The 17,628-nt window shown below is 72.4% G+C and carries 15 protein-coding genes and 1 pseudogene; 6 read left to right on the top strand and 10 right to left on the bottom strand.

Going from position 1 to position 17,628, the window contains the following annotated elements:
• Positions 1–142 precede the first annotated feature (142 nt).
• A complete protein-coding gene (locus ACWD02_RS13780; protein ID WP_451208852.1) occupies positions 143–2,488 on the bottom strand; it encodes an ATP-binding cassette domain-containing protein in 2,346 nt (781 codons plus the stop codon).
• Between the two features lie 39 nt (positions 2,489–2,527).
• Positions 2,528–3,541 (bottom strand): LLM class flavin-dependent oxidoreductase, encoded by a 1,014-nt coding sequence (locus tag ACWD02_RS13775; protein WP_451208849.1) that lies wholly within the window; start codon positions 3,539–3,541, stop codon positions 2,528–2,530.
• Between the two features lie 126 nt (positions 3,542–3,667).
• Between ACWD02_RS13775 and ACWD02_RS13770 the strand changes: the two genes are divergently transcribed.
• Positions 3,668–4,156: a phosphatase domain-containing protein gene (locus ACWD02_RS13770; protein WP_451208846.1), complete on the top strand. Its 489-nt coding sequence runs from the start codon at positions 3,668–3,670 to the stop codon at positions 4,154–4,156.
• 28 nt (positions 4,157–4,184) lie between these two features.
• Here the strand turns inward: ACWD02_RS13770 and ACWD02_RS13765 are convergent, their stop codons facing one another.
• Positions 4,185–4,406 carry a dodecin gene (locus tag ACWD02_RS13765; protein WP_451208844.1) on the bottom strand — a complete coding sequence of 74 codons (222 nt, stop codon included), beginning with the start codon at positions 4,404–4,406 and terminating at the stop codon, positions 4,185–4,187.
• Positions 4,407–4,672: 266 nt separating this feature from the next.
• Between ACWD02_RS13765 and ACWD02_RS13760 the strand changes: the two genes are divergently transcribed.
• On the top strand, positions 4,673–5,926 hold the full coding sequence (locus tag ACWD02_RS13760) for an extracellular solute-binding protein (protein ID WP_451209234.1): 1,254 nt from the start codon (positions 4,673–4,675) through the stop codon (positions 5,924–5,926).
• 25 nt (positions 5,927–5,951) lie between these two features.
• On the opposite strand, the gene egtD is transcribed toward ACWD02_RS13760, so the two are convergent.
• The 4 genes from egtD to egtA are packed head-to-tail and all read right to left on the bottom strand — an operon-like array spanning position 5,952 to position 10,328.
• On the bottom strand, positions 5,952–6,914 hold the full coding sequence (egtD, locus tag ACWD02_RS13755) for an L-histidine N(alpha)-methyltransferase (protein WP_451208842.1): 963 nt from the start codon (positions 6,912–6,914) through the stop codon (positions 5,952–5,954).
• Positions 6,911–7,666, bottom strand: coding sequence for an ergothioneine biosynthesis protein EgtC (egtC, locus tag ACWD02_RS13750; protein WP_451208839.1), 756 nt, complete (start codon positions 7,664–7,666; stop codon positions 6,911–6,913). The genes egtD and egtC overlap by 4 nt, the downstream gene beginning before the upstream one ends.
• A complete protein-coding gene (egtB, locus tag ACWD02_RS13745) occupies positions 7,666–8,994 on the bottom strand; it encodes an ergothioneine biosynthesis protein EgtB (protein WP_451208836.1) in 1,329 nt (442 codons plus the stop codon). Before egtB ends, egtC begins: the two co-directional genes overlap by 1 nt.
• Positions 8,991–10,328, bottom strand: coding sequence for an ergothioneine biosynthesis glutamate--cysteine ligase EgtA (gene egtA / locus ACWD02_RS13740; protein ID WP_451208833.1), 1,338 nt, complete (start codon positions 10,326–10,328; stop codon positions 8,991–8,993). Before egtA ends, egtB begins: the two co-directional genes overlap by 4 nt.
• Positions 10,329–10,583: 255 nt before the next feature.
• Here egtA and ACWD02_RS13735 point away from each other — a divergent pair.
• A pseudogene (locus ACWD02_RS13735) lies at positions 10,584–11,449 on the top strand (TIGR02452 family protein).
• On the opposite strand, the gene ACWD02_RS13730 reads toward ACWD02_RS13735, so the two are convergent.
• Together ACWD02_RS13730 and ACWD02_RS13725 are read right to left on the bottom strand one after the other, a co-directional pair.
• On the bottom strand, positions 11,446–11,904 hold the full coding sequence (locus ACWD02_RS13730; protein WP_451208830.1) for a type II toxin-antitoxin system PemK/MazF family toxin: 459 nt from the start codon (positions 11,902–11,904) through the stop codon (positions 11,446–11,448). The pseudogene ACWD02_RS13735 and the gene ACWD02_RS13730 sit on opposite strands and share 4 nt — an antisense overlap.
• A 70-nt stretch (positions 11,905–11,974) precedes the next feature.
• Complete coding sequence (locus ACWD02_RS13725; RefSeq protein ID WP_451208828.1) at positions 11,975–13,378, bottom strand: amidase; 1,404 nt, start codon at positions 13,376–13,378, stop codon at positions 11,975–11,977.
• 182 nt (positions 13,379–13,560) lie between these two features.
• Here ACWD02_RS13725 and ACWD02_RS13720 point away from each other — a divergent pair, with 182 nt between their 5' ends.
• The gene (locus ACWD02_RS13720; RefSeq protein WP_451208825.1) at positions 13,561–14,613 is read left to right on the top strand and encodes a LacI family DNA-binding transcriptional regulator; all 1,053 of its coding nucleotides are present in this window, start codon (positions 13,561–13,563) and stop codon (positions 14,611–14,613) included.
• Positions 14,614–14,648: 35 nt separating this feature from the next.
• Here ACWD02_RS13720 and trxA read toward each other — a convergent pair whose 3' ends face one another.
• Positions 14,649–15,038 (bottom strand): thioredoxin, encoded by a 390-nt coding sequence (gene trxA / locus ACWD02_RS13715; protein ID WP_451208822.1) that lies wholly within the window; start codon positions 15,036–15,038, stop codon positions 14,649–14,651.
• A gap of 143 nt (positions 15,039–15,181) precedes the next feature.
• On the opposite strand from trxA, the gene ACWD02_RS13710 reads away from it, so the two are divergent.
• Together ACWD02_RS13710 and ACWD02_RS13705 are read left to right on the top strand one after the other, a co-directional pair.
• Complete coding sequence (locus tag ACWD02_RS13710; RefSeq protein ID WP_451208819.1) at positions 15,182–16,609, top strand: dihydrolipoyl dehydrogenase family protein; 1,428 nt, start codon at positions 15,182–15,184, stop codon at positions 16,607–16,609.
• Between the two features lie 213 nt (positions 16,610–16,822).
• The gene (locus ACWD02_RS13705) at positions 16,823–17,572 is read left to right on the top strand and encodes an SDR family oxidoreductase (RefSeq protein WP_451208816.1); all 750 of its coding nucleotides are present in this window, start codon (positions 16,823–16,825) and stop codon (positions 17,570–17,572) included.
• The last annotated feature ends 56 nt before the right edge of the window (positions 17,573–17,628 follow it).

The raw sequence follows: 17,628 nt of genomic DNA, 5'->3' as shown, positions 1-17,628 counted from the left end.
GTACGCACAGGTCGTCAAGACGTGCGCATGACAATTCGATGTCGAGAACTGAACGCGGCGAGTGATCAACCCCGCCGCTTTGTTCAGTACTTGATTTAAGGCAGACTCCGGTGCGCCGTCAAGGAGTTGGTGTGTACCAACCTCAGCGGCCCCCGTCCTTCGCCCGCGCCAGATACGGCGCCGTCCGGCTCCCCGCGGCCTTCGCCACCACTCCGGGCGGCCCCGCGGCGACCACGTGACCGCCCTGGTCACCGCCTCCCGGACCCAGGTCGATCACCCAGTCCGCGCCGGCCACCACCGCCATGTCGTGCTCGACGACCACCACCGAGTGGCCCGCGTCGACCAGGCCGTGCAACTGGCGCATCAGGACCTCGACGTCGGCCGGGTGGAGCCCGGTCGTCGGCTCGTCCAGAAGGTAGAGCGTGTGACCGCGCCGGACGCGCTGCAGCTCGCTCGCCAGCTTGATCCGCTGGGCCTCGCCGCCCGACAGCTCCGTCGCGGGCTGCCCGAGGCGCAGGTAGCCGAGCCCCACGTCGAGGAGGGTCCGCAGGCTGCGGGCCACCGCCGGGGTGTCCGCGAAGAACTCCGCGGCCGCCTCCACCGTCAGGTCGAGCACCTCCGCGATGCTTCGTCCCTGGTATGTCACTTCGAGGGTCTCGGGGTTGTAGCGGGCACCCCCGCAGTCCGGGCAGGGCGCGTACGTGCTGGGCAGGAAGAGCAGCTCCACGCTCACGAACCCCTCGCCCTGGCAGGTCTCGCACCGTCCGCCCGCCACGTTGAAGGAGAAGCGGCCGACTCCGTAACCCCGCGTGCGTGCCGCGTCCGTGGCCGCGAAGACCTTGCGCACGACGTCGAAGAGACCCGTGTAGGTGGCCAGGTTCGAGCGCGGCGTGCGACCGATCGGCTTCTGGTCGACGCACACCAGGCGCCCCACGCCGTCGAGGTCCTCGGTGACCTCGCCGATGAGCGTGGACTTGCCCGACCCGGAGACGCCGGTGACCGCGGTGAAGGCACCGAGCGGGAACTCGGCCGTCACGTCGCGCAGGTTGTGCCGGCTGACGGGGCCGACCTTCAGCCAGCCGCGTGGCTCGCGCACCTCGCGCGGCGGCGCGGACTCACGCCCGAAGAGGAAACGGGCCGTCGCGGACTCCGTGACGCCCTCCAGATCCGCCACCGGGCCGCTGTGGAGTACCTGCCCGCCGTGCTCACCCGCGTCGGGACCCACGTCGACGAGCCAGTCCGCGTGGCGCATGACATCGAGATGGTGCTCCACGACGAAGACCGAGTTCCCCGCGGCCTTGAGCCGGTCGAGGACGGTGAGCAGGGACTCCGTGTCCGCCGGGTGCAGACCGGCCGACGGCTCGTCCAGGACGTACACGACGCCGAAGAGCCCCGAGCGCAGCTGGGTCGCCAGGCGCAGGCGCTGCAGTTCGCCGGCGGAGAGGGTGGGGGTGGCGCGGTCCGGGCTCAGATAGCCGAGGCCCAGCTCGGTGATCGTGTCGATGCGGGCGAGGAGGTCCGTGGCCAGCACCCGGGCCGCCTCCGAACTCGCCGCGCCCTCCAGGGATGTGGCGAGCTCCGACAGCGGCAGCGCCGCGAGATCGGCGATCGTGCGCCCCGCGAAGGTGACCGCCATCGCCTCCGGGCGCAGCCTGCTGCCGCCGCAGGCGGGGCAGTCGGAGCTCGCGAGGAACCGCTCGGCCTTGGTGCGCAGTGTCTGGCTCTTGGAGTCCGAGAACGTCTTCATCACATAGCGCCGGGCGCTCATGTACGTGCCCTGGTACGGGCGTTGGATGCGGCCCGCGTCCCGCACGGGATGCACCGTGACCACGGGCTGCTCGTCCGTGAACAGGATCCAGTCCCGGTCCGCCTGCGGCAGCTCGCGCCAGGGGCGGTCGACGTCGTGACCCAGGGCGTCGAGGACGTCCCGGAGGTTCTTGCCCTGCCAGGCGCCGGGCCAGGCCGCGATCGCGCCCTCGCGGATGGAGAGGGACGGGTCGGGGACCAGGAGTTCCTCGGTCGTGCCGTGCACCCGGCCCAGGCCGTGGCACTCCGGGCAGGCCCCGGCGGCCGTGTTCGGCGAGAACGCGTCCGAATCGAGCCGCTCGGCGCCCTCGGGATAGGTGCCGGCGCGGGAGAACAGCATCCGCAGGGAGTTCGAGAGGTTGGTGACCGTGCCCACCGAGGAGCGGGACGTGGGCGCGGAGCGTCGCTGCTGGAGCGAGACCGCCGGCGGAAGCCCGGTGATCTCCCCGACCTTCGGCGCCCCCACCTGATGGATCAGCCGCCTCGCGTACGGGGCCACGGACTCGAAGTAACGGCGCTGGGCCTCCGCGTAGACCGTCCCGAAGGCGAGCGACGACTTGCCGGAGCCGGACACCCCCGTGAAGACCGCGAGGACGTCGCGCGGGACGTCCACGTCGACGTCGCGGAGGTTGTGCTCGCGGGCACCCCGGACACGTACGAACGGATCGTGGGGGCTGTGCATGAGGACTCCGTAGGCGGCTCGGGGGCAAACCCCACGATTCTAGGTCCCGGCCAGACCCGCGACCCGGGCCAGGCGCCGGAAGGAGTCGAGGAGGGCCGCACGGTCATACGTACTGGTCGTGACCAGCACTTCCTGTGCCCCGCTCTCCTTGATGAGCAATTCGAGCTCGTCGGCCACCTGCTCCTCGGTGCCGTGGATGTGGCCGGTGAGCCCGGACTCGTAGAAGCCGCGCTCCTTCTCGGTCATCGTCATGTGCGGCGACTCGACGCGCTCGGCCGGGGGCAGGGGCGGGAAGGTGCCGTGGGTGCGTGAATACGCCATCGACCACGCTTCCGGTATCAGCAGGCGGCGGGCATCCTCGGGGGTCGCGGCGACGGCGACCGTGCCCGAGATGACCACGTACGGCTCGCTGGACCACTCCGACGGGCGGAAGGCGGCGCGGTAGTGATCGATGCCGCGGAGCATCTTCTCGCGGCTCCTGATGTCGCCGATGACCATCGGCAGCCCGGCCCGCGCCGCGACGGTGGCTCCCTCGCCGATGGCCAGGACGAACGGCGGGACGGTCATGCCCTCGGTGGGGCGGGCGTGGGCCCCGGTGTCCGACGTGCCGCGGAACCAGCCCAGGAGCTCGGTGAGCTGCGCTGCGAAGTCCTCGGCGTCGTGCTTGTCCCGGCCCAGCGCCTTGCGCACCCCGTCGGTGAACCCCACCGAGCGGCCGAGCCCCATGTCGATGCGCCCGGGGAAGAGAGCTTCGAGTACCCCGAACTGCTCGGCGACGACCAGGGGTTGATGGTTCGGCAGCATCACGCCGCCCGTGCCGACCCGGATGGTGCGCGTCGCGGCGGCGACCGCGGCGGCCAGGACCGTCGGGGCGGAGCCGGCGACACCCGGCACCGCGTGGTGCTCCGACACCCAGAGACGGTGGTACCCGAGCCCTTCGAGCTCCTGCGCCAGGCGCACGGTGTCGCGCAGGGCCTCGGGTCCTTCGTGCCCCTCGCGGGTGCGGGAGCGGTCGAGGACGGAGAAGCGGGTTGATCCGATCACTGAGGTCACGACAGGTTCAACGCCTGAACGGCGCCATGATTCCCGGCCCCGACCCCGACCCCGACCCCGACCCCGAGTCCGAGTCCGAGTCCGGGTCCGGGCGAGGTCGTCGCGGGGACTGCCTAGGCTGGGCACGTGAGTGACGACAGCAGGCCGCTGGCCGTATTCGACCTGGACAACACCCTCGCGGACACCGCGCATCGCCAGCGCTTCCTGGAGCGCAGGCCGCGGGACTGGGCGGCCTTCTTCGCGGCGGCGCCGGACGACCCGCCGCTGGCCGAGGGGGTGGCGCTCGCTCTGGAGAGCACGCGCGAGTGCGAGGTCGTCTACCTCACGGGCAGGCCGGAGCGGTGCCGCGAGGACACCGTGGCGTGGCTGGCGGCCCAGGGGCTCCCGGCGGGGCGCATCTGGATGCGCCGCAACGACGACCGGCGGCCCGCCCGCCGGACCAAGCTGGAGATCCTGCGGCGGATCTCCAGATCCCGTGAGGTCCGGATGCTGGTGGACGACGACGAGCTGGTGTGCGACGAGGCCGAACGGGCGGGCTTCACGGTCGTACGGGCGCGCTGGGCGAGCTCGTCAGCCGCGCTGAAGGACGCTCAGGAGCGCGAAGGGCGGACGTGACCGCTCGGGCGACGGCCCTTGGTGAGGGTCAGGCGCTGTCGCCGTCCTCGGGGCGGAACCCGACCTTCAGGCCCACCTGGTAGTGCTCGATCTCGCCGTTCTCGATGTGGCCGCGCACCTGGGTGACCTCGAACCAGTCCAGCGAGCGCAGCGTCTGCGAGGCGCGGGCGATGCCGTTGCGAATGGCCTGGTCGACGCCCTCGTGCGAGGTGCCGACGATCTCGGTGACCCGGTAGGTGTGGTCGGACATGAGGCAGTTCCTCTCCGCCGTGTGGTGACGTCACGGCTGTGCGGTGACGTCACTCCACCGTGCCCCACCACGCGGCGGTGCGCGAGGCGGTGGGCGCTGGAACCCAATCTCGGATTGCGATGCCGTTGCCCCTTGACCGGCTCATTGGTACATACCAAACTCCAGCCATACCCGTTCGAGCCACCAGCTCACCCCCCCGCGTCGGGCCGCCCCTCCCTGTCCGCAGGCAGAAAGTGACCCACGTGAAACCGCACCGCCGCGCCGCCATGTCCCTGACCCTCGTCCTCGCCGCCACCACGCTGCTCCCCGGCTGCGGTGTGCTGCCGGGCGGGGAGGACGAGAAGCGGACCGTCACCGTGTGGCTCATGAGGGGCAGCGCGTCGGCGGAGTTCATCAAGCGCTTCACCACGGACTTCGAGAAGCGCAACGGCGACGTCGACCTGGAGATACGCCTCCAGGAGTGGACCGGCATCGGCGGCAAGGTCAAGGCCGCGCTCAAGGCCGAGGAGGGGCCCGACGTCATCGAGGTCGGCAACACACAGGTCGCTCAGTACGTCGACGAGGGCGGGCTCTACGACCTCACCCTGGAGTCCGCGCGTGACCTCGGCATGAAGGACTGGCTGCCGGGTCTCGCCGAGCCCGGGCGCTACAACGGCAGCCAGTACGGCATCCCCTGGTACGCCGCCAACCGCGTCGTCATCTACAACAAGGACCTCTTCGCGCAGGCCGGGATCGAACAGCCGCCGAAGACGCGCGCGCAGTGGATCTCCGACACGGAGCGGCTCAACTCCGGCGGCGGCCAGGGGATCTACCTGGCGGGCCAGGACTGGTACACCCTGGCCGGATTCATCTGGGACGAGGGCGGCGAGCTCGCCACGGAGGCCAAGGGGTCACGCGGCGTGTGGGAGGGCAGCCTGCACACACCCGCGGCGCTGCGGGGCATGGACTTCTACCGGCAGCTGCAGGCGTTGGGCGAGGGCCCGCGCGACGCGGACGAGGAACACCCGCCGCAGGCCGGGGTGTTCGCCAAGGGGGATGTGGCGCAGATCGTCGCCGTGCCCGGTACGGCGCGCGCCATCGAGGAGGCGAACCCCAAGCTGAAGGGGAAGCTCGGCTACTTCCCGATCCCCGGCAAGACGGCGGCGAAGCCGGGGGCCGTCTTCACCGGCGGATCCGACCTCGTGGTGCGCGGGAAGACGAAGGACCGTGCGGGCGCGGTCGCCGTGATCGAGGCGCTCGCGGGCAAGAAGTGGCAGACCGACCTGGCCCGGACGATGAACTACGTGCCGAACAAGACGACGCTCGCCTCCGCCGTCTCGGGCGAGGACGGAGTCGCCGCGATGGCCGAGGGCGCCGCGCGGGGCCGGGCGACACCGACCACCCCGAAGTGGGCCGCGGTGGAGGCGGACAACCCCATCAAGGCGTACATGTCCAAGGTCCTCGCCGGGGGTGACCCGGCGACGGAGGCGAAGGCCGCCTCGCGCCGGATCACCCGGGAGCTGGACGTCAGCGGGCCGTGAGGGACGCCGGCCCGGTCTCCTGGCCCTAGCGCGCCACGCTGAGCGACAGCGCGAAGCGCTTCCTCTCGTCCGTCCACCAGTGGGTCAGCTTCAGGTCGGCGGCGGACAGCTCGGCCCGTACGCCCTCCTCGCGGAACTTGGCCGAGATCTCGGTGCGCATCTCCTCGTGGCGGTCGAAGTCGACCGCGAGGTCGAGTGCCGGGATCTTCACCGTCTGGGCGGCCAGCGAGCGCAGGCGCATCTCGATCCACTCGCGCTCGCTGTCCCAGACGGCCACGTGCGAGAACGCGTCGGGGTCGAAGTCGGCGCCGAGCTCGCGGTTGATCACGGTCAGGACGTTCTTGTTGAAGGAGGCGGTGACGCCGGAGCCGTCGTCGTACGCCGAGACGAGCACCGACTCCTCCTTCACCAAATCCGTGCCGAGCAGCAGCGCGTCACCCGGGGAGAGCAGGGTGCGCACCGACGCCAGGAACGCCGTGCGCTCCGCGGGCAGCAGATTGCCGATCGTGCCGCCGAGGAAGGCGACGAGCCGCGGTCCCGGCGTGCCCGGCAGGGCGAGACCGCCGGTGAAGTCCGCGATCAGGGCGTGCACGTTCAGGGAGGGGCGCGAGGCGAGCAACGTGTTCGCGGCGCCGGTGAGGGCGCTCTCGCTCACGTCCACGGGCACGTAGGTGTGCAGGTCCGCGAGCGCGTCGATCAGATGACGGGTCTTCTCCGAGGAGCCCGATCCCAGCTCGATGAGCGTGCGCGCGCCCGTCGCCGCGGCGATCTCCGCGGCACGGGTCTGCAGGATCTCGCGCTCGGCACGCGTCGGGTAGTACTCGGGCAGCGTGGTGATCTCGTCGAAGAGGGCGCTGCCCCGCGCGTCGTAGAACCACTTGGGCGGCAGCGTCTTGGGGGTACGGGTGAGGCCCTGCAGGACGTCGGCGCGCAGAGCGGCTTCCGTGGCGTCCACGGGCAGGGTGCGGGTCAGCTGGAACGGGCTCACGCGGTGGGCTCCTTGAGCGGGGTCAGCAGGACATCGGTACGGCTTGCGGCGAGCAGGGTGCGGTCGGGCACCTGGCGCCAGTGCGGATCGTCGTCGTAGGGCTCGGAGGCCACGACGGTGCGGCGGCCCGGTTCGGCGAGGTACCAGAGGGTGTCGCCCCAGGCGGTCGCGGCGATCGTCTCGCCGTTGGTGAGCAGCAGGTTGAGGCGTGACCCGGGGGCGGCCTCCGCGACCTCGGTCACGGTGTCCGCGAGGGCCTGGCCCTCTTCGTCGCCGCTGCGCAGCCGGTGCAGGACCAGCGCCCACACCAGGGCGGAGTCGCAGCGCGCCTCCATGGAGAGCAGGTCCGCGGGCGGCAGGAGGCGGGACACCTGGGCCAGCGAGCGGGGCCAGCCGGTGACCGCGCCGTTGTGGCTGAACAGCCAGGTCCCGGCGGCGAAGGGCGCCGCAGCGGCCTCACCGTCCGCGCCCGCCTCGGTCGCGTCGCGCACCGCGGCGAGCACGGCCCCGGACCGGACGACCCGGGCGAGGTCGGCGAAGGACTGATCGCCCCAGATGGGCCCGGAGCGGCGGTAGCGGGCGGGCACCGGGTCGCCGTCGGCGTACCAGCCCACCCCGAAGCCGTCGGCGTTGACCGTGCCGTAGCGCTGGTGGCGTGGCGCCCACGACTGGCGCAGCAGACTGTGCGAGGGGTCCACGAGGAGCTTGCCCAGCGGCTCTTCCGGCCCGAGGAAGGCCAGGTGACGGCACATCAGCGGGCCTCCGTCGGATCCGCGTCGCGCGCGGTGCGGAACCCGGAGAAGATCTGCCGGCGGACCGGGTGGTCCCAGTTGCGGAAGGTGCCCCGGCACGCCACCTCGTCCACGGAGAACGCCCCGCCGCGCAGCACCTTGTAGTCGCCGCCGAAGAAGACGTCGGAGTACTCGCGGTAGGGGAAGGGGGCGAACCCCGGGTAGGGCAGGAAGTCGCTGGAGGTCCACTCCCACACGTCGCCGATCAACTGGCGTACGCCGAGCGGGGATTCACCGGCGGGGTAGCTGCCTGCCGGGGCCGGGCGCAGATGGCGCTGGCCCAGGTTGGCGTGCTCGGGTGTGGGGTCCGCGTCGCCCCACGGGTAGCGCGTCGAGCGGTCGGTCGCCGGGTCGTGCCGGGCGGCCTTCTCCCACTCCTCCTCCGTGGGCAGGCGCCGGCCCGCCCAGCGGGCGTAAGCGTCCGCCTCGTACCAGCTGACGTGCAGCACCGGCTCGTCGGGCGGCACGACCTCGGTGGCCCCGAAGTGGCGGCGCAGCCACTGACCGCCCTCGCGGCGCCAGAACAGCGGCGCCGAGAGCCCGTTGCCGCGGACCATGTCCCAGCCCGCCGGGGCCCACCACCGCTGCTCCTCATAGCCGCCCTCGGCGATGAAGCGCTGGAAATCGGCGTTGGTCACCGGCGTCGTGTCGACGAAGAACGGCGGCACGAGACGGTGGTGCGCCGGGCGTTCGTTGTCCAGCGCCCACGGCTCGGTGGAGGTGCCCATGGTGAACGGGCCGCCCGGCACGAGGACTTCGGCGGGGCCGCCGAACGGCGGCGCGGGCGCGGGGTCAGGTGCCGTGAGCGCCGTGGGCCCCGAGCGCAGCTGATGGGTGATCAGCATCGTCTCGTCGTGCTGTTGTTCATGCTGCGCGATCATGCCGAACGCGAACCCCGCGTCCGTCAGCGGCGAACCGCGAAAGGGTGTGCTCTCCAGGACGTCGAGCGCACGCCCCCGCACGTCGGCCGCGTAGCGGCGGGCCTCGGCGGGTGCGAGCAGCGGCAGGCTCGGCCGCTCGGAGCGGGGGTGCTCGAAGGCGTCGTACAGGCCGTCGATCTCGGGCCGCATGGCGTCACGGCCGGCCACCGCCCGCAGCAGCCACAGCTCCTCCTGGTTGCCGATGTGGGCGAGGTCCCAGACCAGGGGGGACATCAACGGCGAGTGCTGTGCGGTCAGTTCGGGCTCCTCGACGCACGTGGTGAGGAGCGAGGTGCGGTCCCTGGCGGCAAGCAGCGCCGCCTGGGCGCGTCGGCGAAGCGCATCGGGGTCGCTGACGGTTCCGGTCATCGGAGGATGCCCTTCTCGTGCTCGTGTTCGTGGTGGTGGCCGCCGTGCGGGTTCCCGTCGAGCAGGTCGTCCGCGGGGCAGCGGCCCCGCGCGACATACCGCTCGGTGTACGCGGCGACGGCTTCGCATACCTCGGCGCTCGCGCCGAGGCGGGGCAGCGCCTCGGCGGCCGCCGCGAAACACGCGGCCGCGGCCTCACGCAGCTCCGGATCGGTGAGCCCGCCCCGCGCCGCGTCCAGCCACAGCGGGCTGCGCGGCGCCGCGGGCGCACCCGGCGGGCACGCGCGCTCGGCCAGCGGCTTCACGGTGCGGTACGCGGTCTCGGCGGCCTGCGGGTCGTCGAACAGCGCGCTCGTCACGGCGAGCGGCACGATCCAGCCGTGCCGGCCCGGCTGGGCGTCGACCATCCGCAACTCCAGGTGGCCGCGCGGGCGTACGGGCGGAAAGAGCGTGGTCAGGTGGTAGTCGAGGTCGTCGCGCGTGGGCGGGCGCGGCGTCCCTGAGCGGGCCCAGGTGCGGAAGGTCAGCCCCTCCGGGACGTCCCAGGGCGCGTCGTCGTCGCCGTCCTCAGCTCTGACGAACATCACCGGTGCGTCCAGGGCGTGCCGCGCCCAGGCCGCCCGCGGCTCCGCGTCGAGCGGCGGCGCGCCCGACGTGCCCGGGGCGACGGACGCCCACACGGCCTGCCGCGTGGAGCGCCAGCCGGTGTAACGCCCGTTCTGGAACGGCGAGTTGGCGAACGCGGCGACCAGTACGGGGCCCAGCAGATGCGCGAGCCGCCAGCGGCGTCCGTAGCCGAGCGGGCCCGGCTCCTCGTGCCCCGCGTCCAGGCAGATCTGCACGGACGCCGTGGAGCACATCATGCGGCGGCCCGCGGGGCCCGTGCGGTCGAGGTAGCACTCCATCGCGTCATAGCGCGGCCGGTGCAGGATGCGGGACGGCGGCCGCCACGGATCGGCACCGAGCCCGGTGAGCGTCAGATCCAGGGTGGCGAGACGGTCGTGTACGAGGGAGAGGTCCGCCGATACGGCGGACACGCACTCCATGAGCGAGGCGGCGGGGAGCGAGCTGAGCTCCAGCTGGCCGCCTGGTTCGACGGTGATCAGGGAGTGCAGGGGCAGGGCCCGCAGTGCGGCGTAGGCCGCTTCGAGGCGGGCGGGGGAGACGGGCAGATGGAGCCGTTGCGGCTCGTGGATCAGCCATTCCAGTTCGACACCGGTGATGCGCGGTGGTCCGGTCTTGAAGCAGATGCCGGCGACCAGCGCCTCTGCCTCGGACTCGGATACCGCGGTGCCGTACTTCGCGCGGTACGTCGTACAGTCACCCTCGGGCATGCTGAGGTCCTCCTGTTCAAGTCCTGCCTGGTCCAGCGGTTGTGGACCACCCGGCCGACTCGATCGGGGTGGTCCGGGCCGGTCGGGGTCGGCAGCGCTCGTACCACCCAAGACCTTGTCGGCCGTTCGCACAAGAGTGCCCTTGGGGCCAAGCCGGTGCCAGGGAATTCTGTTGCGGCGGACGTCGGCGAAAGCTCACGATGCGTTCATGTGTGAGACGGGGGACGTAGCGGAGTCCGGGTCGGGGGAGTGGCCATGAGTGCGCGACTGCGCGGAATCGCGCAGCAGACCGAGGAGATCGTGGCTGCAGGGCGCTATATCGCTCCGGGTGGCCGCGAGGTCGTGATCGCGGACGCCGTGGACGCCGCGCGCTCCGGCACGCGGATGTTCGGTCCGGCGGCCCTGGACGGGACTCCCGTGACGCCGCCCGAGCTGATCTCCACGGTAATCGAGGTCACCGGGGAGAGCAGCTTGGAGGCCGCACGGCGCCTGACGGCCGCGGACGGGGGCCCGGTGGCCGTCCTGAACTTCTCCTCCGCGCGCAATCCCGGCGGCGGCTATCTGAACGGCGCCCAGGCCCAGGAAGAGGCGCTCTGCCGGGCCTCGGCGCTCTACACGTGCGTGCGCTCGGCCCGGGAGTTCTACGACCACCACCGCGCCCACCGCGACCCCTTCTACACCGACCGCGTGATCCACTCCCCGCTTGTTCCGGTCTTCCGCGACGACAAGGGACGGCTGCTCGACGACGCGTACGAGGCCGGCTTCCTGACCTCGGCGGCGCCGAACGCCGGCGTCGTGCTGCGCCAGGCCCCCGAGCGCGCGAAGGACCTGCCGGCCGCGCTGGCGCGGCGCGCGGAGCGGGTCCTGGAGACCGCCGTCGCCTGCGGCTACCGGCGCTCGTGCTCGGCGCGTGGGGCTGCGGGGTCTTCCAGAACGACCCCGCCCAGGTGGCGGACGCGTTCCGGGTGCTGCTCGACGAAGGCGGCCGGTTCCACGGGTACTTCGGGCACATCGCGTTCGGGGTGCTCGACCGTACGCGCGGCGCGGTGACGCGGGCCGCCTTCGAGGAGACGTTCGGCGCGGGCTTCAGGGGCGCGCCGAGTCCTGCCCGGCGGGGCTAACGCCAGCCGTAGCGCTCCTGGAGCCGCCGCACGACGAGGTTGAACCGCATCCGGTCCAGCGCGCACGCCTCACGCCGCATGCCCGCGTCGTGCACCCGGAGCACCCGGTCGATGTCCACCCAGGACTCGCGCCCTTCGCGGTCCCAGGGCCCGCTGCCGATCGGCACCCAGTCGCGGTCGTCGGCATGCTGCTTGCTGGAGAGCTGCACGGCGAGCAGCGTGCCGCGCGCCTCGCGGGCGACGACCAGGACGGGACGGTCCTTGCCGCGCCCGTCGTTCTCCTCGTAGGGCACCCATGTCCAGACGATCTCGCCCGGGTCGGGATCGCCGTCGTGGGCGGGGGCGTACGTCGTCTGAACCCGGCCGACCTCGCGCGGCTCGGCCTCGGTGGTCGCGGTGCGGCCGGTGCGGCCCGGGTGCGCGGACATCTGCGGGTCATCGGTGTTGGCTGTCACGCGGGCCACCGTAGAACCTGCCCGGCCCAACCCGCGGAGCGGGTCCGCCCGCTGAGCCGCGGGCCCGGGATCAGGCGGCTTCAGGCCACTGCTCGTACCAGCGCTGGTCGGCTTCGAGCTGGGCGGCCAGCGAGATCAGGAGCGGCTCGCTGTCCGCGGGCCCGAGCAGTTGCGCTCCGACCGGAAGGCCGTCGCCCACCCTGCCCGCGGGCACGTTGACGCCCGGCCAGCCAAGGACGTTCCATGTCCACGCGTAGGGACAGGCGGCGATCATGGCCTGGTCGGTGCGCCAGCCGCTGAGGGCGGCCATGGTGCCTATTCGCGGCGGGGGAGTGGCGGTGGTGGGCGTGAGGACGACGTCGTACGCCGAGAAGATCGCGCCGACCCTGCGGTGCAGGGCGCCTTCGGCACGGCGGGCCAGGCGCAGCGGAGCGCCGCCGAGCAGCCGGCCCAGGCGGGCCGCTTCCTTGGTCCGCGGGTCGAGCAGGCTCGGGTCCGGCACCTCGCGGGCCCAGTCCGCGATGCCCGCCGTGCCCCGGGGCACGAAGCCGAGGCCGATCTGGCCGTAGCGCGGGTCGTCCTCCACGACATCGTGTCCGAGGGCGGCGAGGCGGTCGGCGAGGACCATGACCTTGCGCCGCACCACGGGATGCAGCCGCTTGGGTGTCGCGGTGAACGGCATGCGCAGGGAGAGGGCGATCCGCAGCCGCCCCGGCTCCCGGGTCGCCGCGTCCGCGGCGCTGATGGCGGGCGGCTTGTGCAGGTCATCGCTGTGGTTGCCGCTCGCCGCGTCGAGCAGCAGGGCCGCGTCGGCGACGGTCCTCGCCAGGGGTCCGTTGACGGTGATGCCGTTGAAGGCCTCGGGCCAGGGCCACGTCGAGATGCGGCCGCGCTGCGGCTTGATCCCGACGAGATGGGTCCAGGCGGCGGGGATGCGCACCGAGCCCGCGCCGTCCGAGCCGAGCGCGGCGGGCACCAGGCCCGCGGCGACCGCGGCCGCCGAGCCGCCCGACGAACCTCCGGGGGTGTGGCCGGTGTGCCAGGGGTTGCGGGTGTCCCCGAAGGCGGGCCCCTCCGTGAAGGGCCACTGACCGAGCTCGCACGTGTTCGTCTTGCCGACGATCACCGCGCCGGCTGCCCGCAGCCGGCGCACCGACTCGGCGTCCTCCTTCTTCGGCGGAAAGTCGCCCCGGCAGCCGAACGCGGTCGGCTCGCCCGCCATGTCGGTGTCGTCCTTGACGGCGAGCGGCACGCCGAGCAGCGGCCGCCCCGTCCCGCCGGCCGCCAACTCCCGGTCGGCGGCGTCCGCTTCGGCGAGCGCGGCCTCGGCCCGCACCAGCTTGAACGCGTTGAGCGTGGGCTGCGAGGCCGCGATCCGCGCCAGCGTCCGTTCCGTCAGCTCACGTGCGGACACTTCTCCGTCGGCCAGCGCGCGGGCGGTGCGCGCGAGTCCATCGGCACGGTCGACAGTCATGTGGGGGCACCTTTGATCGACGGGCAGGTGCACCGCACGCTAACCGGCCGGGCAGGAACGCGGTACGTGGGCAGGGAAGTTCACGCCGCGAACGACGGCCGGGAGCGCGCCACCGCAGGCCGGGGGCGCCTCGGCGCCCGCCTGGGAGCGCTCACACGCCGTCTGGAAGGATGAGCCCCGTCATGGTGCAGATACCGAACAAGACCGCACAGCAGTCCGAGCGGCAGTCCGTGCAGTACTCCGTGCCGACGAGCGCCGACGTGGCGCGCCTGGCGGGGGTCTCGCGCGCGACCGTCTCGTACGTCCTGAACAACACGAGCGCCGTCCGCATCAGTGAGCCCACCCGCCGCCGCGTCCACGAGGCCGCGAAGGAACTGGGCTACGTCCCGCACGCCGCGGCCCGCAGCCTGCGCGCCGGGCACACCCGTGTGGTCCTGATGCCCACGCCGCAGATCCCGGCGGGCCCGCTCTTCAGCGAGTTCTTCAACGAGTTGCAGTGGGCGCTCAGCCGCTTCGACTACACGGTCGTGCAGTACGGCAGCCTCGGCTTGACCGGCGAGGAGGCGGCCCGTGCCTGGGCGGAGCTGCGTCCGGTGGCGGTCCTCGCCCCCGACGCCTCGGGGCTCGGCGCACGCGGTGTGAACGTCCTGAAGCGCTCGGGCGCCAAGGCCGTCTTCACGATCGGCCCGCAGCGGGCGGAGGGCGCCCATGCCCTGCTCATGGACCAGCGTCTGGTGGGACAGTGCGCCGCCACCCATCTCCTGGAGCGCGGCAGCCGGCACATCGGCGTCGTGATCCCCGAGGAGAAGGGCCTCGAACCCTTCGCGCGCCCGCGCGCCGACGGTATCCGCCGCACCCTGGCGCAGCACGGCACGGACGCCACGATGACCGAGCTGCCCCTGGCCTACGACGAGGAGTCGGCGGCGCGGCTCGCGGCGCGCTGGCGCACCCTGGGCGTCGACGGGGTGTTCACGTACAACGACGAGTTCGCGATGCTGCTGATGCGGGCGCTGCAGGACGAAGGCATCGCCGTCCCCGAGGAGACGGCGATGATCGGCGCCGACGACTTGATGCTCGGCAGGCTCCTGCGGCCGCGCCTCAGCACGGTCCGCATCGAGCTGCCGTCGGGTCAGAAGCTCGCGGAGCTCGTCGACCGGGTCGTGCGCGACCCGGGCATGGAGCCCGAGGTGCACGACGTGCTCGGTGCGACGGCAGTGCACCGCGAGTCGAGCTGACCCTTCTGCTTTACGGGTGTTTCCGCTGTTCTCGCTTACTGCTCCTGCGCCTCGGCCTTGGCCTGCTCCTCGGCGACGGACTTGCGGACCTCGTCCATGTCCAGCTGCCTGGCCTGTCCGATGACGTCCTCCAGAGCGGCCTCCGGCAGGGCACCGGGCTGCGCGAACACGGCCACCTGGTCGCGGACGATCATCAGCGTCGGGATCGACTGGATGCCGAAGGCCTGGGCGAGCTCGGGCTGCGACTCCGTGTCCACCTTGCCGAACACCATGTCGGGGTTGGCCTCGGCGACCTTGTCGTAGACGGGCGCGAACGACTTGCACGGACCGCACCACTCCGCCCAGAAGTCGATCAGAACGAATTCGTTGTCCGTGACCGTCTGGTCGAAGTTCTCTTTGGTGAGCTCCACAGTGGTGCTGGTCATGGTGTTTCCCTCTTCCTGCTGTCAGTCGAAGCCGTAGTGCACAACGGGCCGGGCGGCAGACGTATTCCACGCGCTCACCCGTGCCCGCTGTCGCGCGCGTACCCATGTGGCCACGGCGCACACCTGCGACCACACTGGCTTCCATGACGGATTCGAAGACATACGACGTAGTGGTCCTTGGTGCTGGTCCGGTGGGGGAGAACGTCGCGGACCGGGCCCGTGCGGGCGGCCTGAGCGTGGCGATCGTGGAGAGCGAACTCGTCGGGGGTGAATGCTCGTACTGGGCGTGCATGCCGAGCAAGGCGCTGCTGCGCCCGGTGATCGCCCGCGCGGACGCCCGCAGGGTGCCCGGACTGCGCCAGTCGGTGCAGGGGCCCCTGGACGCGTCGGCGGTCCTGGCGCACCGGGACTACTACACCTCCCACTGGAAGGACGACGGCCAGGTCGGCTGGCTGGAGTCGATCGGCATCGACCTCTACCGCGGCCACGGCCGCATCGCGGGCACCCGCCAGGTGACCGTCACGGGCCCCGACGGGACGGCGCAGACCCTCACGGCCCGCCACGCGGTGGCGGTGTGCACCGGCACCCGGGCCGCCCTGCCCGATCTGCCGGGTCTGGCGGACGTGAAGCCGTGGACGAGCCGCGAGGCCACCAGCGCGGACCACGTGCCCGGCCGCCTCGCGGTGGTCGGCGGGGGTGTGGTCGCCGTGGAGATGGCCACGGCCTGGCAGGCGCTCGGCTCGCAGGTCACCCTGCTCGTCCGCGGTGATGACGGCCTGCTCCCGCGCATGGAGCCGTTCGCCGGGGAGCTGGTCACCAAGGCGCTCACCGAGGCGGGCGCGGAGGTCCGTACGGGTGTTTCCGTGACCGCCGTGCGGCGGGAGAACGGCACGGTCACCGCGGCCCTGAGCGACGGCGGCACCCTCGAAGCCGACGAGATCCTCTTCGCCACGGGCCGCGCCCCGCGCACCGACGACCTCGGCCTGGAGACGATCGGCATGGACCCCGGGGCCTGGCTGCCGGTCGACGAGAGCCTGCGGGTGCAGGGCAGCGACTGGCTCTACGCGGTGGGCGACGCCAACCACCGTGCGCTCCTCACCCACCAGGGCAAGTACCAGGCTCGCATCGCCGGGGCCGCGATCACCGCCCGCGCCCAGGGCGTGCCCCTCCTGGAGACCGACGCCTGGGGCGCGCACTCGGCCACCGCCGACCACGCCGCCGTACCCCAGGTGGTCTTCACCGACCCCGAGGCGGCCTCGGCGGGCCTCACCCTCGCGGAGGCGGAATCCGCGGGTCATCGTGTGCGCGCGGTGGACTACGACATGGCGGGCGTGGCGGGGGCCGGCCTCTACGCGGACGGTTACGAAGGCCGTGCCCGCATGATCGTCGACCTCGACCGGGAGGTCCTGCTCGGTGTGACGTTCGTGGGCCCCGGCGTCGGCGAACTCATCCACTCGGCGACGGTGGCGATCGCGGGTGAGGTGCCGATCGACCGCCTGTGGCATGCGGTCCCGGCGTATCCCACGGTCAGTGAGGTGTGGCTGCGTCTGCTCGAGACCTATCGGGGCTAGCTCGCGCCGCCTGAACCATCCTGGGCCCGTCACCACCGCGGTGACGGGCCCTTGGGTTCAAGCGCGCTCAAGCGCAGGCTCAAGCGCTCAAGGTCGGCGTAGCAGCGCTACCAGCATCCGTAGCGCTGCTAACGATTCGGTGTTAGCGTTGCTTCCATCGGGGTGGCGGAATGCCGCCGCCCATCCCTCGGAAGCCGCAACAGGGAGCACGCCATGAGTGAACAGCAGTCGAGCACAGCCCGCCGGGTGGCCCTGGTCACCGGCGGTTCGCGCGGCATCGGGCGGGAGAGCGCCGAGCGTCTGGCCGCCGACGGGTTCGCCGTCGTCGTCAACTACGCGGGCAACAAGACCGAGGCCGACGCGGCCGTGGCCGCGATCACCGATGCCGGGGGAGCGGCGATGGCGCACCGCGCCGACGTGGCCGACGAGAGCGCGGTCTCCGCTCTCTTCGACGCCGCGGAGGAGACCTTCGGCGGCATCGACGTGGTCGTCCACGCGGCGGGCGTCATGACCCTCGCCCCGCTGGTCGAGACCGATCTGGATGCCCTCGACCGCATGCACCGCACCAACATCCGCGGCACGTTCGTCGTCGACCAGCAGGCCGCGCGCCGGCTGCGGGCCGGTGGCGCGATCATCAACTTCTCCAGCTCCGTCGTGGGTCTCGCCATCCCCGGCTACAGCGCCTACGCCGCCACCAAGGGCGCCGTCGAGGCCATGACGCTGATCCTGGCCAGGGAGCTGCGCGGCCGCGACATCACGGTGAACGCGGTCGCCCCCGGACCGACGGCCACCGCCCTGTTCCTGGACGGCAAGGACGAGGAGACCATCGCAAGGATGGCCGCCCAGCCGCCGCTGGAACGGCTCGGCACCCCACAGGACATCAGCGAGGTCGTCTCCTTCCTCGCGGGCCCCGCCCGCTGGGTCAACGGCCAGGTCCTGCGCGCCAACGGCGGCATCGTATGACCGCTCGGCCGTCCGACCGCTCGGCGGCCCGAGCCACGCCTGCCGGGCGAGGCGCG

Source organism: Streptomyces sp. NPDC002853 (assembly GCF_053591915.1).
Note: the sequence above shows the minus strand (reverse complement) of the source record. Positions and strands in the feature narration are given on the sequence as shown.